The organism is Halobacillus litoralis, assembly GCF_009856445.1.
Classification (GTDB): Bacteria; Bacillota; Bacilli; order Bacillales; family Halobacillaceae; genus Halobacillus; species Halobacillus litoralis.
Genome location: NZ_WMFA01000001.1, coordinates 367,012 through 381,881, shown reverse-complemented (window position 1 = coordinate 381,881; position 14,870 = coordinate 367,012). Strand labels below are relative to the sequence as shown.

Sequence of the window (14,870 nt, the reverse complement as noted above, 5' to 3'; positions counted from 1 at the left end):
AGAAATCTACGCCTTTATCATACCATGTTTTCTATTTAGCGGGTACTTCCTCCCGCTTCTCCATTTCTTTTTCCAGGTGGGCCATTTTGCTGTCAAACGTATTATGGTAATAGGCACTGTTCACTTTGTACTCAAGATCCTCGATGTAGCGGTCCATTGCTGAAAATCTGGAATAAGGCTTGTCCGCTGTGTCCTCCATCACACGATTCATGCGGTGATGAGCACGAGCGGTATTTTCACGCCCCATCAATTCCATCCGCTTCAAATGCATGTCCTTCAATTTATGTTTCATTTCTTCATATTTGCGTTCAAGTGCCTCCAGCTGTTCGATGCTGTCTCTTCTCGATGCTTGAAGGCGTTCGGCTCTCGCCTCATATTCCTGCTGCTCTTTGAGGGCGAATTCATACATGTTGGACTCCCCTGCTTTTTCAGCAACTTCAGCCTGGCGCCTGCGCTTGTCTGCCATATCCTGTGCCTTTTGAAACTCACGGGAAAACTCATCTTTCAATCGGTACTGCCGTTCCACAAGCTGTCTAACCTTCTCCGTTTCTTTTTCACTTTCACGCAAATACTGATTCAACATCGCGATCGGATTCTTTTGTTCTTTTTGATCTAACGCCTCATGTAAGTCTGCGGTAATGGAATCTTTCAATCTTGTAAATAAATTAGCCATAAGTGTGTATCTCTCCTTTAGTTTATTTGTTCATTTCTGCCCATTGACGTTCGAAGTTTGTAAAAGGATCGTCGGACTTGGTAGAATGTACCGATCCGCTTTTGCTTGTCCAATTCTTATAGATCCAGTAAAGGGCAAAAGCAGCAGCGACACCAATGACGGCATAGACATTTGAGACGGCTATACTGAGGATGATCAATCCAACAACCACCCATCCGATTTTTCCGGCCGTAGAGTCACTTTTCATGAACTGTTTGAACACTACGTACAACAGCCAGACACTTACACCCAGGAGGATCATCGGTCCTAAATTGACAAGCAATACAGTAAGAGCGACTAATCCAGCCAGGAACAGTAAAAATTTCTTCATCGTTTTTTCCCTCCTTGCTGTTTTCTTGTCTTTATCATATCGAGAATAAAAGGGTGGCGTAATGAGCCAGAGATATATTTTCAACTAAGACCAGAGGCGTATGTGAAGGATACAGTGGAGACACAACACTTGCTTGAGGCTATGAGATACAGAAAAGGCCGCCCAAATAAGGCGGCCTTCCTTTTAGTCTATAATACGCAGTTCTTTCGGGGTTTTCGTCAATGTTACGTATCCGTCTTCTGTAACGAGCACATCATCTTCCAAGCGGACACCGCCCACTTCAGGGTCATAGATTCCAGGCTCTATCGTGTACGTCATCCCCTTTTTCAAGACGCCATCATTCAAATGGCTCATGGAAGGAAATTCGTGTACGTTGATTCCAAGACCGTGACCGATGCGGTGTGGGAACTTGTCTCCGTATCCTGCATCTGTGATGACGTCACGTGCGACTTGATCAAGATCACCGATCCGCGTTCCCGGCTTACTGATGGCAAGCGAAGCGTCCAGGGCTTCCTTTACTTTATTGTAAATTGCCTTTTGTTCTTCACTCACCGAACGGTAAGCAAACGTGCGGGTAATATCGGATGTATATCCTTTCCATACAACGCCAAGGTCAAATAAAACAAAGTCTCCCGGCTTCAAGCGACGGTCACCAGGGTTTCCATGAGGTTGACCGGATTTTTCACCGAACAGGACCATTGTGGAGAAGGACATTTCCGCAACGCCTTTTTTCTTCAGTTCATATTCAATCTTAGCGAGAACTTCCATTTCGGTAATTCCCTCTTCCAGGGCTTCAACTCCCACACTCACACCGAAATCTGCAAGCTCGGCCGCTTCTTTCATAATGCTGACTTCATTGTCGTCTTTGACGACACGCATGTTGTTCAATCGCCCTTCGATGTCCTCTACTTTCACATCTTCAAAGAGTTCGAAAAAGGATTCACTACGTCCATAAGAAAGGACTTGTTTTTCTATGCCTACCGTCTTCACATTCGCGATGCCCTTTTCTTTCATACTGTCCGCCATCATCTGCCACGGGTTTTCGTGATCGGCATAACCAATCACTTCCTTCGTCCACCCAGCATCACGGATTTGACCTTTTTCCATCCCTGGCAGGACAGCAATAGGATCCGCTTCAGGAAAAACGAGCAATCCTAAAAGCCTTTCATGAGGGTCGGTATGAAATCCGGTTAAATAAAAAAAGTTCTCTGTTGAATTAATAAACGCTGCATCCACGTTTGTATCTTTTAGGTATTGAGAAAATTGTTCCAATCGTTGTTCCAACATTCATCACTCCTCTTTGCTTCTTTTTTCATCATAGCTCAAACGATCGAGCAATCCAAATCACACAAAAGTCCGAAAACGGGAGTGAACGTTTAGCGACACTTTTACCTTTTCCATTCTCATTATGAGGAGCATTCGATATAATGGCGAAAGGTGATGAAAAAATTAGGAGGTGAACGATTATGGACCGTACTCGTTTTTTTGTGCGGGTAGCTGCGATTTACGCATTGATCGGCGCATTTATGGGTTCCCATATGGCCGGCGGAGGAGGACTGCAATTGAGCGCGATTCACGCTCACATCCTCGTTGTTGGATGGCTTTCTCTTTTCGCTTTCGGTGTTTATTATAGAGTATTCTCCATACCCAAAGATTCTAAGCTGGCGACAGCGCACGTGTGGACATCTTTCTTCGGTGTGTTCGGCTTAACTGTGGGTATGTGGCTGTATTATACCCAGCCGCTTCCGGGTTTGAATACATTTAACACAATCTTCTTCATCGTCGGAGGGACCGTTCTTCTTGTCGCTTTCGTCCTATTTGCGATTATGACTTTCGTTCATGGAAGACAAATTTCCGAAAACGTATAAAAAGAGATCCGCTGCTCATAGCGGATCTCTTTTCTTATGCAGCTTGTCTTAGCGGTGTACGCTGCAGCAATGTTTTCTCTAATCGTATCGCAAAATATGCGGCTACAATAGCTAAAGCTATATCTTTAATTAAAAATGGTACCATGCTTGACCAAGCCACAACGAATCCAATGCCTTCCCCTCCAACCCAAAAGTTCAGAGCGAGATAAAAAAGATTGACACCGATAAAATAATTCAACACAATGCCGACAAGAGCTGCGGTGATATAGGTCGGCAGGTTTCGGTTAGACTCCGCGATCTTGCCAACAAAGAAGGCTAAGATTACGTATGAAACAATAAACCCAAAAGTCGGGGATACCAAAACCGAAATCCCCCCAGAAAATCCAGCAAAAATCGGTGCACCTGCCAGCCCTAAAAGAGCATAAACAAGAACAGAGAATGAACCTAATCTGCTACCCAGAACAAGTCCTGCCAGGATAGCAAAGAATGTTTGAAGTGTGAGCGGTACGCCCATCACCTGTAAAAATGGCATGAAAGCGGTGATATTGGCTCCGATTGCCATGAGTGCAACGAATAAGCTTCCCAAAGTAATGTCGTAAGCCGAGAAACGAGATGACTTCATTACGGTGTCCCCCTACATATAAAATCTCTTTGACTACTATTAAGATACGAAAGTTCACCCAATAATGTCAACTTATTTTTTTAAGAGTTAACAAAAAGGAGTGCCGTATGAAGCGGCACTCCTTTTTGGGGTTTATAATCCCAACCCCATTGAGAGTTGGTTCGTATAACTTGTATAAGCAATGGTCTGATTCAACGCTGCTATTTTTTGGGCATCATAACCATGATCTTTCAGCCGTTCCACGTCTTCCTTCGTCACTTTTACTGGCTTATCAATCAAATGTTCCGCATACATGAGCACTGCTTTCCATTCCTCATTCATGTCAGATTCTTTATAATTGCTGACCCAATCCAGTACATCCTCTTTATCTACCAGTTCTTCTAGTAATTTGGAGTGACTATCCGTACAGTATTTACACCCATTCTTCATAGAAACGAACGTGATGACCGCTTCTCTTAAATCGTCAGGCATATTGGTCTCTTTTATAGCTTTTTGTAATGGAAGAAAAGCTTCATACAACTTTTCGTCATTCGCAAGAAGACGATCGAACAAAGGGGCTGGATGGGGAGCGTGGCTTTGAACATTTAGTTCCTTCATTTCTTTTTGTTTGACAGGTTTTATCCATGGCATTTTCACACCACTCCTTATAATTCTTTTTAACTAGTACATAATAACCCATTATATGGTGACTTTTTCCTATAATTGTAGTAGTATAGACTCAAAAAAGTAGGAGGGGGAGTATATGTTTTCTCCTCAAAGAAAGATGGGGCAATATACGACCCCGCAAGAAACCGTGCAATATATGACTCAGAAGCTTCTATTAGAACTTCCAAAAAAGAGCGGAGTGAAGATCCTCGACCCAGCCACTGGAGACGGTATTTTCATCCATACATTGTTGGAAGAAGGCTTCTCAGCAAATAGCCTCTATGCCTTGGATATCGATCGGAACATAGCGCCACCACACCCTGACGTTCACTTTTACTATGAAGATTTTTTAAAGGTAAATCAAAATGAACAATATGATGCAATCATAGGTAATCCTCCCTATAAATCTAAACGTCAAAGCCCTTACTTTTCCGAAAACCGAGAAAGAATCCAACGCGAGTTTGGTAAAATCGGCATTCATAACTTATACTCCCTCTTCATTCACAAAGGCATACAATGTCTAAAGCCCGGCGGAGTAATGACAATGATTGTACAAGACTCCTTTCTTACCAACGTCTACTACAAAAACTTTCGTGAATTCCTACTGAAAGAGACCGAAATTAAAGAAATCGTGCTTGCTCCCAGACGCCTTTTCCATAAAGGGAAAGCTGATGTACGTACAGCCATCATTACTCTTAAGAAAAGAAACAGCGAAAGACCCGCCTCCGAACAAATGAGGTTGGTAGATCGTTTAAAAGTCCAGGACTACGACCATCCACCAGAGGACACGGTCCAGTTTCTATCACAGCAAACATTTTGGCAGATGCCCTCATATAACTTTGCAATCAATGTCCCTGAAGATATCCTGAGGCATTTCGAGGCTTCTTATGAGCCGCTGGGAAATGTCCTTAAAGGGGGGACAGGCATATCTACCGGAGATGATCGTTCTTTCTTGCGAACATTCGAGGAGGGGCCTGTTCCTCCTGACTGGATCCCTTTTTATAAGAATGGCGGGAGAAAAGATGCTTGGTACTATGAACCAAAATACTACATCCATCAAGATTGGCCGGCCTATGTAGAGAGAGAGGGGAACTTCACGGTAAGGAACCGGGCCTATTTCTATAAAAGAGGGATTACCTGCTCTTCCATGGGAGTGGACTTCTCAGCTGCCTTACTTCCGGAGGGTTCCTTGTTCGGTGTGAACGCTAACCTTTTTCCAGAACATGAGGGAGATTTATACTATTTTCTTGGGCTGTTAAATAGTAAGCTGATCAAATACATGGTTAGAAAAGTCCTCAACCGCACCAACATGATCACGTCAGGCTACATCAAGAAGATCCCCTACATAGAACCTGATCCTTTTCAAAAGCAGGTAATGATTGAAACAGCGCGGAGTATCGTGGAAAAGAAGAAAGAAGACCCCTCTTTCCCTACCAGCGATTGGCAGACAATCGTTGACCAAACCGTGTATGACATTTATGGAATATCAAGTTCCAGTCGTTCAAAAGTCCATGATTTCTGCCATAATATTATGGAGAAGATTTGACTCTTCTCCACCTCCCCCCTCATTTTCCGGCACAATATTTCCTGGGAAATCAAATCATTTAAGAATTCGATAATTTCCCCAATCATCAGGAAGAAGCTGCAAATATTTCCTCGAAAGAAAGCGGTCATCGACAAGTTGGATCGATCCGTGATCTTCTTCTGAACGGATCAACCGTCCACCTGCCTGCAACACCTTATTCATACCCGGATAAACATAGGCGTAATCATAGCCGTTTCTTCCTTTTTGATTAAAGTATTCTTTGATCAATTCCTTTTCAAAGCTTCTGGGAGCAAGCCCTATACCTACCACCGCTACACCGTTCAAACGATCCCCGCGGAGATCTACACCTTCTGAGAATATTCCTCCCAGTACAGCGAAGCCGACGAGTCTCCCTCCTTCCTCGAATTGAGTAAGAAAATCTTCTCTTCTTTCTTCATCCATTCCCCGCTCCTGCATGACCGCATCCACAGAAGAGACGTTCTTGAATTCACGATAGACCATTGCCATATAGTGATAGGAAGGGAAAAAGAAAAGGTGATTCCCTTCATGAAGTTCGACCTGATCATTAAGGCGTTTAGTCAGCTCACCAACCGTCTTCTCCCTGCTCTTATACCTCGTAGACAAAGGAGTGATCATGACATCAATTTGCGAAGAGTCGTAAGGGGAAGGTAAATGTAAGATATAATCGTCTTTGGTTCCCCCAAGCATCTCTTTATAATAAGCAAACGGAGAAAGAGTCGCTGAAAAAAACACCCCTGACCTGAACGTTTTCGTCGTTTCCCGCAGGACATGTGATGGATCGAGACAAAACAGCTTCAATACGAAGTCTCCCTCTCTCGTACTCTCCCCCAACAAACGATAGTGTTCATCCACATATTCGAGTATTTTCAAAAACCTCTGAGACTGAAAATATACATCCACCAGCCGTTCAGATCTTTCCCCTTCCGTATTCTCTTGTAAAAGCGATTCTGCCTCTGACAGGAAGCGTTCTATGTTTTCTTCCAACTCTCCCGGCACCTGCTCCAGTTGGATGAATTCCTCCGTGGGAGAATAAAAACGCTCTAAATCTTTTCCAATTGCCTCAGCCACTTTAACTAAATGATCTTCTTCCCCCTCCCATTCAGCCGCAACGCTTTCGTAGGATCGCTTGGCAATGGAGGCTGAATACATCTCGCGAGCACGCTCGACAAGGTTATGGCTTTCATCCACGAGCAGCGCTGTTTTTTTCTTTCGATCAGGCATCAGCCGCTTCAACGAAACCCGAGGGTCAAAGATGTAATTGTAGTCACCGATGATCACATCAGACACATCGGTAAGGTCCAGTGAAAATTCAAAGGGGCAAACTTTATGTTTTCTTGCATAGGATTCAATAACCGCACGTGTCATTTGTGTTTCATGAAGCAGAATATCGACTATTGCTCCATTGATTCGGTCATAGTAGCCGTCAGCAAATTCGCAGTAGTCCGGCTGGCATATCGTTTCATCCTGAAAACAGATTTTATCTTTTGCTGTCAATGTAACCGATCGGAGCTTCAGTCCTGTCTCCCCCATCTTCAGTAAAGCTTCTTCTGCCGTCGCTCTTGTTATTGTCTTTGCCGTTAAATAATAAATTCTCTCCAAACCATCCAACTGTAAGGCTTTAATAGCTGGAAAAAGTGTGGATATCGTCTTACCAATCCCTGTCGGAGCTTGAGCAAACAGATTTCTCTTTTCCTCCATTGTGCGGTAAACACTTCCTGCCAATTTTCGCTGACCGTCACGATAACTAGGAAATGGAAAGTTCAAATCAGGGACTGTCTTTTCTTTTTGCTCTCGTATGTGAAGAAGAATCCGCGCATATGATGCGTATTCTCTTACTGTTTCTTCCATGAATTGATGCAATTCCTCGTATGTAAACGTACGTAGGATCTGCTTCTTGTCTTTTGTTCTTTTCTGCACATACGTCAACTGCACCTGGATATTGGGAAGCTTTTCTTGTGCTGCATAGATAAAGGCATATCCTTTGGCTTGAGCCCAATAAAGGGGATAAGTGGTATCATCAATTTCATCAAGATCCCTTGAAGTGGATTTGATTTCATCAATCACTGGGCCTTCTTCCGTGTCCAATAATCCATCGCACCGCCCTTGAACCTTAAGGTTTACACCTTCTTGATCAAACTCATATTCCAGGAATACTTCGGATTCGTCCTTTTCTTTATATTTCTTCTGAACTTCTTGATGGATGGCCGTTCCTTCTACAAGCGCTGTATTCGTTTGAAAACGTTCGTCAATACTCCCCGTCCTGTACACATAGGAGACAAGGTCTCGAACGGAAATCGTCATTTGTGTGTCCATCGATTCCCCTCCTGCTTAGCGGTTTTATTTTCTTACCCTCATCTTCTTACACTCTTTTCCGTATGTCTATTGTATAGGACCATGATATAATTGTGGTTAAAACTTTTCATTTCCCATTAGATGGGAAGCACATATAATAGAAGTGAGATTACCCTTCAGGAGGGATTCAGCCTTGAAAAAATGGAGATGGATGGCAGCCGTCGCACTCTCCTTCTTGATCGCCTTTTTTATCATAGCAGCTTTTATATATACCCCGGAAGAAGAACCGTCGACTGAATCGAAAGACTCACAGAACACCGCGGAAACCATCCCCGCTCAAGAAGAACAACGAGAAGCCGAAGAAGATGAACAGGAAAGTGAAGCAGAAGAAGGGAAACTTAGTGAAGGATTACGTGAGGTCTTTACTAGTGTGATTGAAAGTGCCCGGGATGTTTTTATTAAAGATGACCTGGACATCGTAGCAATTGGTGACTCTTTGACACAAGGTGTTGGAGACTCCACGGAAAACGGTGGATATATTGGAATTCTTGAAGAAACATTCAATGCCAATCCGAATACAGAAACCCTGAATATAACAAACTACGGAAAACGTGGAAATCGGACAGACCAGATGCTGGAACGGATGGAAGACGAAGAAATTGCCAATTCCCTGCGAGAAGCGGACTTGATTCTGATTACCATAGGGGCGAACGATGTTATGAAAGTGGTGAAGAATAACTTTACAAACTTGAATTATCAGGACTTTGTTGAGGAACAAGATGGGTATGAAAACCGGATGCGCGACATATTCAGTCGGATCCAGGAATTGAACCCAGATGCACCGGTGTACCTGGTGGGCCTCTATAACCCTTTCAACCAATACTTCACGAACATTCCTGAACTTGGGAAAATTATGGGGGATTGGAATGAGATCAGTCGTCGAGTAACTGACGATTACGAACAAGCCACCTTCATCCCTATCCGGGACCTGTTTGAAGGAAACGAAGAAGAACTCCTTTGGGAAGAAGACCTTTTCCATCCGAACGAAAGAGGTTATAAGAAGATGGCTGAGCGCGTGTTACAATACATTAGAGAAGACATCGAACAATAACAGGTGGAATGTATAAGATGAAACGACTATTGTTGAATAATAAATGGAGAACATCCTTTTGGCTTTTGGCTTTAATTAATATGGGGATTGTCATTTGGCTTGTCGCTTTAGTTTTCTTACCAAGCTCTTATACCATCGTAAATGTGGATCAGGAGAAAGAAAGCCCGGATGCAGAGTTCACCATCGTTTCTACAAAAGAAAATATGGAGCAGCTCGCCAATGAATACCTCTCAGAACTCTCAACCCAGACAGTTTTCGACTATTCGATCTCCTTAGATCGAAACGTTACGTTATCAGGGAACATCAAGGCCTTCGATCAGGTCATCCCGATTAATGTTGAGCTGCATCCTGAAGTGCAGAAAAATGGAGACCTCATTCTAAGACAAGAGAAAATCTCCTTAGGGAAACTCCCTCTCCCAAATAAAAAGGTATTGGAATTTGTGAAAGACAACTACAACTTACCAGAATGGGTCATAGTAAATCCAAATGAAGAAAATATTTATGTTGCTGTCACTCAAATGGACACGGCAAGTAACTTTAATGTGAAGGTCGACCGCTTCAATTTAAATTCCAATCAACTGGCTTTTAAAATTGCCGTACCAAGCAATACTTTCCAATTCGCTCAACGAGTTGTGAACGATCATATGCAGTAATAAGCAAAGCAGATGAATGCACACCTCCTACTATGATAAAATTGGACTATCATTCCCAACGATAAGGAAGTGACAAATATGCGTGTCGTTAACAATATAGCCGATCTCATCGGAGATACACCCTTAGTGAAGCTGAATCGTATTGCTCCTGAAGGCGGAGCCGATATTTATATGAAGCTGGAAAAATACAATCCAAGTGGAAGTGTCAAAGACCGCGCTGCTTTCAATATGATGGAACAGGCTGAGAAGGATGGACACCTTAAAAAAGGGGCAACGATCATTGAACCGACCAGCGGAAATACAGGCATCGGAATTGCAATGAACGCTGCTGCAAGAGGCTACAAAGCCATTCTTGTCATGCCGGATACGATGACTCAAGAACGGATTAACTTATTGAAAGCCTACGGGGCGGAGATCGTTCTCACACCTGGGGATGAAAAAATGCCAGGAGCTATCGCAAAAGCGAAAGAACTGGTTAACGAAATTGAAGGAAGCTTTATGCCTATGCAGTTTGAAAACATGGCTAACCCAGACGCCCACCGTCATACAACGGCTGCAGAAATTATAGAAGCTATGGAGGAACTCGGTAAACCTCTATCCGCTTTCGTATCTACTGCTGGGACAGGCGGTACCATAACAGGTACAGGGGAAGAGCTGAAAAAGCGTTACGAGGATTTGACCATCCATGTAGCAGAACCCGCGGGTTCCCCTGTACTTTCCGGTGGAAAGCCAGGGAAGCATAAGCTTGTAGGGACAAGCCCAGGTTTCGTTCCTTCCATCTTGAATCAGGAAGTGTATGACGAGATTTTCCAAGTGACAGATGAAGATGCCTATGAAATCACTCGCAGGCTTGCTCGTGAAGAGGGCTTGCTCCTAGGCACTTCCTGTGGAGCCGCCTGCTGGGCTGCCATTCAGGTCGCCAAAAAGAAAAAGCCGGGAGAAGTAATCGTATGTATCGCTCCCGACACCGGGGAACGTTATCTCTCAGGAGACTTATTCCGCTACTAAAAAAAAGCACTCAGAGTTCCCAAACTCTGAGTGCTTTTTTATATCCTTCTTTCACTATAGCTCTCTTTTCTTGAAGACTCAGTTTCGAGATGTTTGTGTGATTCTTGGGGCTCCAGGAAAAGGTTCGCTTTCCATGGGGCGGGCGGTGAGCCTCCTCAGGCTACACCTTACGGGGTCTCACCTGTCCCACACGTCCCATAGGAGTCTCACCGTTTCCCTCCGCCCCTTGACCTTATAAGTGTTTCGAAACCACTTCTAAAAGGGTCAGCTTGAATGGTTGAGGGAATTGGATGATTCGAACACCTGTATTCATAAGTAAGGTTCCAAATCTTCTCCCCTATGCGGGCATATAGTACGTTCTATCAAGCATTTGCGCATGCTAGAGGTCAACGAGGTAGAGTTTAAATCATTCACTTCTCATATCCATACAAGCTGATTTTTAAGTAGTGGTTTCGAGAACCATACTTGGTTAAGGGGCGAAGGGGAATGGCGAGACTACTGCGGGAAAAAAGTGCAGGGTGAGACCCCACAGGACGCAGTCCGAGGAGGCTCACCGCGCTCCCGCGGAAAGCGAGCTATTCCCCGCAGCCCCCATCCACTTAACAAAAGTCTCGAAACTGAGTCTTCAAGAAACCTGCCATTTAGCTTAAGACATACTTTAATGCTTTATAGGCGGTATAGGTCTCTGAAACGTAAATGCCAGCCAAGGTGGAAGGAGGCGACACGGCAGATGATGACGAGAAGGAAAATCATATAAGTTTGCCAGGCGCTTCCAATATCAATCCACCCCAGCCCTATAAGGAGCCCTGCCATCAATGCCCAAACGGCGTAAATTTCCTGGTGCATGACCATAGGACGCCGCTGAGCAAGGACATCCCTTGTCACCCCTCCCCCGACACCAGTCAGGATAGCAGCGAATATAATTCCTCCAAGAGGAAAATTATTTTCAATAGCAAAAGACGCACCTTGAAGAGCAAAAGCAGACAAGCCGACGGCATCGGGGTATATGTTCCACCGGTCCCAGGTCATGACCCACGTCTTAGGGAAGAAGTAAACAATGGCAATTGTACCGAGAGCTACATAAAAAAGGTAACCTTGTTCCCATACGTGGACGACAGGTACATCCAAGGCAATATTCCTGATGATCCCTCCAGCAAATGGTGTCGCAATACCAAGAATAAAGGTTCCAAAAATATCATACCTCTCATTTAAAGCTACAATCGCTCCACTAAAAGCAAAGGCTGAAACGGCTAGTATGTTCAATATTTCCCAAGTCATTGACTGCCTCCTCCCGATGTTCTTTTTCTGTGTGAATGTTATGTTTATCGCGGACTGATTGATTATAACAAATTCTTACTAGGTAATAGGATTTTTTTTATATTTTTGATAGAATGCCAGGGCAAAAAAGAGAATAGGTGAGGATCTGTTCCATGGCTGTGTTGCAATCTGCCACAAGGAATATCGCTAAGAAAATCGAACTAGTTATATGAAAAAGAAATCGGGATGTGAAAAAAATGAGGAGATGGCTAATCCAATTAAGAAAAGAACAACAATTAACTCAACAGGAAGTCGCATCAGGAGCGCATATTGATCGTGCCTATTATGCTCAAATTGAAAATGGCACGCGCAATCCCAGCATGACAGTCGCTTCTCGTATTGCTTACCATCTACATATTAACCCTTCACTTTTCTTTTCTGAGCAGTTGAGTGACCCCTTCGAAACAGCACTCACAGGGTCCCCGATTACGATTGCTCATTGCGATTTAGAACATCGCTATACTTGGCTTTTTAATAACCATTCTAACTTTATGCTGAAAAAAGTTATTGGGAAAAGGTTGGATGAAATCTTTAAGGATGAAACCTCAACTAAACTATTAGACATAAAGAAAACAGTGGTTTCAGAAAAGAAACCAGTAAGAAAAGTGGTATCATTCAAGCTTTCCGATGGAGCGATTGACTATGATATTTTTTGTAAACCGATCTATGATTCCAATAATAATGTCATAGGAACAGCAAGTGTTTCAATGGAAGGACAGAAACCGTTCCTGTAAGGGGAAAAAACATGATTATCGAAAAGCTCTCTTCATTACTGCTGAAAGATTCACTTCAAAAAGCCTTAGAATTAAAACTGGAAGAGGAGTTTATCTGCTTGTTAAAAGAAGAAATTACTAAGAGAGAGAAACTAAAAAAACTTAACAACAACATATAGAATGACTTCTTCCCCATCACCACATAGAGATGTATGATTCAATGATCCTAAGGGTAAACCATGACAGAGGTGATACACATGGAACGAAATCATTGGATTATGCATCAAGAGTGGAATGACCTGATTTTCATGCATTGGCCTGTACCTGCAGAAGTATTACGCCCTTTCATTCCGACTGCTTTTACAATCGACGAATACGACAATTCTGCCTGGATTGCCATCGTTCCCTTCCGCATGCAAAATATCCGCTTTCGCGCCCTCCCCTCTCTCCCATTCGGAAATCAACTTCTTGAATTAAATGTCCGTACATACGTGACGTTCAATGGAGAACCAGGAGTTTATTTCATCACTCTGGATGCCGATCATCCGCTTGGAGTATTTATAGCGCGCACGCTGTTTGGACTGCCTTATGTTCATGCAAAAATGAGACTGGACCAAACAGAGACGGGATATCAATTCAGCAGCAGACGCATTCATGGAGGATATCCTGAATCTCATTTTCACGCAAGCTTTCATACGGTATCAGAACCGATCCACGCGCAACCTGGCTCTCTTTTATATTGGTTAACAGAAAGATATGCCTTGTGGGTGATGAAAGGCCATTCTAAGGTTTACAAAGGCCCTATTCTCCATAAAAATTGGAGGCTGCAAAAGGCGGAAGCAGATATTCAAATCAATCAACTGGTAGATTTCCTTCCCCCTTCTGTTATAGAAGCCAAGCCGATTACTTATTTCTCAAAATCCCTGGAAACAAGAATATTCCCTTTTGAAAGAAAAGCGTAAAACAGAAGCTTTGACAGTTTTATGTAATGATTATATAATTATCTTGAATTCAAGATAATTGAACATAAGGAGGAATGACCATGCAACTGAAGGGCATTCATCACGTTTCAGCGATAACCGCCAATGCAAAAAACAATTATGATTTTTATACGAATATTATGGGCATGCGCTTAGTCAAAAAGACAGTAAACCAAGATTCACCATCAATGTACCATCTTTTCTATGCGGATGAGAAAGGGAGCCCGGGCACAGACTTAACTTTTTTCGAAATTCACCGAGCAGGTCACACGTATCCCGGCACACGAAGCATCTCCACAACATCACTTCGTGTAAAAAATGATGAAGCTCTAGAGTATTGGAAGAAACGCTTTGAAGAATATTCCGTTGAACAAGAGGATATAAAAGAAAGACTTGGCCGAAAGACCCTCTCTTTCCGAGACCCTGAAGGACAACGATTGATTCTCATATCTGATGAGAACAATAGCGGAGTGGAAGCCGGCCATCCATGGGAACATTCTTCCGTACCTCAGGAATACGGAGTTATCGGACTTGGACCCATTCATCTTACTGTGAACGAAGCAGCTAAAACAGAAAAAGTCCTTACTGACATCCTGGGTTTTCGAAAAAAAGGATCCTATGAACAATGGGTGGTTTATGAAACCGGTGAAGGAGGAACAGGTGCAGAAGTTCATGTGCAAGAAAAGCCTGATGGACAGCCCGAAAAACCCGGTCGCGGAAGCGTTCACCATGTAGCGTTCCGTGTAAATGATGAAGACGAACTACAGAAATGGCAGGAGGTTATCCAAGCCGCAGGTTATCCTAACTCAGGACTTGTGGATCGCTATTATTTCAAATCCCTTTATTTCCGGGAAGCCAATCACATCCTTTTTGAACTGGCTACAGATGGACCTGGATTCGCTACAGATGAGGAAGAAGATCATCTTGGAGAGAGTCTCGCTCTTCCCCCTTTCCTGGAACACAAGCGTCAGGATATTGAAGAAAGCCTGACTCCACTGGACACATCACAATCATAAATAGTTATATTAAAAAACTCCGGCGGGATAAACCC

General features: G+C 43.4%; 16 protein-coding genes. 9 read left to right on the top strand and 7 right to left on the bottom strand.

Annotation, left to right across the window (positions count from 1 at the left end; all coding sequences use genetic code 11):
* Nucleotides 1-31 precede the first annotated feature (31 nt).
* The 3 genes from GLW00_RS01770 to GLW00_RS01760 form a co-directional block, all read right to left on the bottom strand.
* On the bottom strand, nucleotides 32-673 hold the full coding sequence (locus tag GLW00_RS01770; protein ID WP_160910762.1) for a PspA/IM30 family protein: 642 nt from the start codon (nucleotides 671-673) through the stop codon (nucleotides 32-34).
* Between the two features lie 22 nt (nucleotides 674-695).
* A complete protein-coding gene (locus tag GLW00_RS01765) occupies nucleotides 696-1,043 on the bottom strand; it encodes a lmo0954 family membrane protein (protein WP_160910761.1) in 348 nt (115 codons plus the stop codon).
* A gap of 183 nt (nucleotides 1,044-1,226) precedes the next feature.
* Nucleotides 1,227-2,327, bottom strand: a complete 1,101-nt coding sequence (locus tag GLW00_RS01760) for a M24 family metallopeptidase (protein ID WP_272482802.1) — start codon at nucleotides 2,325-2,327, stop codon at nucleotides 1,227-1,229.
* 182 nt (nucleotides 2,328-2,509) lie between these two features.
* Here GLW00_RS01760 and GLW00_RS01755 point away from each other — a divergent pair, with 182 nt between their 5' ends.
* Nucleotides 2,510-2,911: a hypothetical protein gene (locus GLW00_RS01755; protein WP_160910759.1), complete on the top strand. Its 402-nt coding sequence runs from the start codon at nucleotides 2,510-2,512 to the stop codon at nucleotides 2,909-2,911.
* A 34-nt stretch (nucleotides 2,912-2,945) separates the two neighbouring features.
* On the opposite strand, the gene GLW00_RS01750 is transcribed toward GLW00_RS01755, so the two are convergent.
* Nucleotides 2,946-3,533: a biotin transporter BioY gene (locus GLW00_RS01750; RefSeq protein WP_160910758.1), complete on the bottom strand. Its 588-nt coding sequence runs from the start codon at nucleotides 3,531-3,533 to the stop codon at nucleotides 2,946-2,948.
* 132 nt (nucleotides 3,534-3,665) lie between these two features.
* Complete coding sequence (locus tag GLW00_RS01745; RefSeq protein ID WP_160910757.1) at nucleotides 3,666-4,163, bottom strand: carboxymuconolactone decarboxylase family protein; 498 nt, start codon at nucleotides 4,161-4,163, stop codon at nucleotides 3,666-3,668.
* 112 nt (nucleotides 4,164-4,275) lie between these two features.
* On the opposite strand from GLW00_RS01745, the gene GLW00_RS01740 reads away from it, so the two are divergent.
* Complete coding sequence (locus GLW00_RS01740; RefSeq protein WP_160910756.1) at nucleotides 4,276-5,724, top strand: HsdM family class I SAM-dependent methyltransferase; 1,449 nt, start codon at nucleotides 4,276-4,278, stop codon at nucleotides 5,722-5,724.
* 54 nt (nucleotides 5,725-5,778) lie between these two features.
* On the opposite strand, the gene GLW00_RS01735 is transcribed toward GLW00_RS01740, so the two are convergent.
* Nucleotides 5,779-8,058 (bottom strand): ATP-dependent DNA helicase, encoded by a 2,280-nt coding sequence (locus GLW00_RS01735; protein ID WP_160910755.1) that lies wholly within the window; start codon nucleotides 8,056-8,058, stop codon nucleotides 5,779-5,781.
* 172 nt (nucleotides 8,059-8,230) lie between these two features.
* Here GLW00_RS01735 and GLW00_RS01730 point away from each other — a divergent pair, with 172 nt between their 5' ends.
* The 3 genes from GLW00_RS01730 (at nucleotide 8,231) to cysK (ending at nucleotide 10,809) form a co-directional block, all read left to right on the top strand.
* Entirely contained in the window at nucleotides 8,231-9,148 is a 918-nt protein-coding gene (locus GLW00_RS01730; RefSeq protein WP_160910754.1) for an SGNH/GDSL hydrolase family protein, read from the top strand.
* A gap of 17 nt (nucleotides 9,149-9,165) precedes the next feature.
* Nucleotides 9,166-9,801 carry a YpmS family protein gene (locus GLW00_RS01725; protein ID WP_160910753.1) on the top strand — a complete coding sequence of 212 codons (636 nt, stop codon included), beginning with the start codon at nucleotides 9,166-9,168 and terminating at the stop codon, nucleotides 9,799-9,801.
* Nucleotides 9,802-9,879: 78 nt separating this feature from the next.
* Nucleotides 9,880-10,809, top strand: coding sequence for a cysteine synthase A (cysK, locus tag GLW00_RS01720; RefSeq protein ID WP_160910752.1), 930 nt, complete (start codon nucleotides 9,880-9,882; stop codon nucleotides 10,807-10,809).
* Nucleotides 10,810-11,475: 666 nt separating this feature from the next.
* On the opposite strand, the gene GLW00_RS01715 is transcribed toward cysK, so the two are convergent.
* Nucleotides 11,476-12,087, bottom strand: coding sequence for a trimeric intracellular cation channel family protein (locus GLW00_RS01715; protein WP_160910751.1), 612 nt, complete (start codon nucleotides 12,085-12,087; stop codon nucleotides 11,476-11,478).
* 236 nt (nucleotides 12,088-12,323) lie between these two features.
* Here GLW00_RS01715 and GLW00_RS01710 point away from each other — a divergent pair, with 236 nt between their 5' ends.
* From GLW00_RS01710 to GLW00_RS01695, 4 genes are all read left to right on the top strand, one after another.
* Nucleotides 12,324-12,860 carry a helix-turn-helix domain-containing protein gene (locus GLW00_RS01710; RefSeq protein ID WP_160910750.1) on the top strand — a complete coding sequence of 179 codons (537 nt, stop codon included), beginning with the start codon at nucleotides 12,324-12,326 and terminating at the stop codon, nucleotides 12,858-12,860.
* Between the two features lie 11 nt (nucleotides 12,861-12,871).
* Nucleotides 12,872-13,018: a sporulation histidine kinase inhibitor Sda gene (sda, locus tag GLW00_RS01705; RefSeq protein ID WP_202412330.1), complete on the top strand. Its 147-nt coding sequence runs from the start codon at nucleotides 12,872-12,874 to the stop codon at nucleotides 13,016-13,018.
* Nucleotides 13,019-13,096: 78 nt separating this feature from the next.
* Nucleotides 13,097-13,801, top strand: coding sequence for a YqjF family protein (locus tag GLW00_RS01700; protein ID WP_160910749.1), 705 nt, complete (start codon nucleotides 13,097-13,099; stop codon nucleotides 13,799-13,801).
* A gap of 80 nt (nucleotides 13,802-13,881) precedes the next feature.
* Nucleotides 13,882-14,835, top strand: coding sequence for a ring-cleaving dioxygenase (locus GLW00_RS01695; RefSeq protein WP_160910748.1), 954 nt, complete (start codon nucleotides 13,882-13,884; stop codon nucleotides 14,833-14,835).
* The last annotated feature ends 35 nt before the right edge of the window (nucleotides 14,836-14,870 follow it).

Excerpts from the sequence above, each read along its gene's own strand:
- cysK (WP_160910752.1), top strand. The coding sequence starts at position 9,880 with ATGCGTGTCGTTAACAATATAGCCGATCTCATCGGAGATACACCCTTA.
- GLW00_RS01695 (WP_160910748.1), top strand. The coding sequence starts at position 13,882 with ATGCAACTGAAGGGCATTCATCACGTTTCAGCGATAACCGCCAATGCA.
- GLW00_RS01725 (WP_160910753.1), top strand. The coding sequence starts at position 9,166 with ATGAAACGACTATTGTTGAATAATAAATGGAGAACATCCTTTTGGCTT.
- GLW00_RS01765 (WP_160910761.1), bottom strand. The coding sequence starts at position 1,043 with ATGAAGAAATTTTTACTGTTCCTGGCTGGATTAGTCGCTCTTACTGTA.
- sda (WP_202412330.1), top strand. The coding sequence starts at position 12,872 with ATGATTATCGAAAAGCTCTCTTCATTACTGCTGAAAGATTCACTTCAA.
- GLW00_RS01700 (WP_160910749.1), top strand. The coding sequence starts at position 13,097 with ATGGAACGAAATCATTGGATTATGCATCAAGAGTGGAATGACCTGATT.
- GLW00_RS01740 (WP_160910756.1), top strand. The coding sequence starts at position 4,276 with ATGTTTTCTCCTCAAAGAAAGATGGGGCAATATACGACCCCGCAAGAA.
- GLW00_RS01745 (WP_160910757.1), bottom strand. The coding sequence starts at position 4,163 with ATGCCATGGATAAAACCTGTCAAACAAAAAGAAATGAAGGAACTAAAT.
- GLW00_RS01755 (WP_160910759.1), top strand. The coding sequence starts at position 2,510 with ATGGACCGTACTCGTTTTTTTGTGCGGGTAGCTGCGATTTACGCATTG.
- GLW00_RS01735 (WP_160910755.1), bottom strand. The coding sequence starts at position 8,058 with ATGGACACACAAATGACGATTTCCGTTCGAGACCTTGTCTCCTATGTG.
- GLW00_RS01715 (WP_160910751.1), bottom strand. The coding sequence starts at position 12,087 with ATGACTTGGGAAATATTGAACATACTAGCCGTTTCAGCCTTTGCTTTT.
- GLW00_RS01710 (WP_160910750.1), top strand. The coding sequence starts at position 12,324 with ATGAGGAGATGGCTAATCCAATTAAGAAAAGAACAACAATTAACTCAA.
- GLW00_RS01750 (WP_160910758.1), bottom strand. The coding sequence starts at position 3,533 with ATGAAGTCATCTCGTTTCTCGGCTTACGACATTACTTTGGGAAGCTTA.
- GLW00_RS01770 (WP_160910762.1), bottom strand. The coding sequence starts at position 673 with ATGGCTAATTTATTTACAAGATTGAAAGATTCCATTACCGCAGACTTA.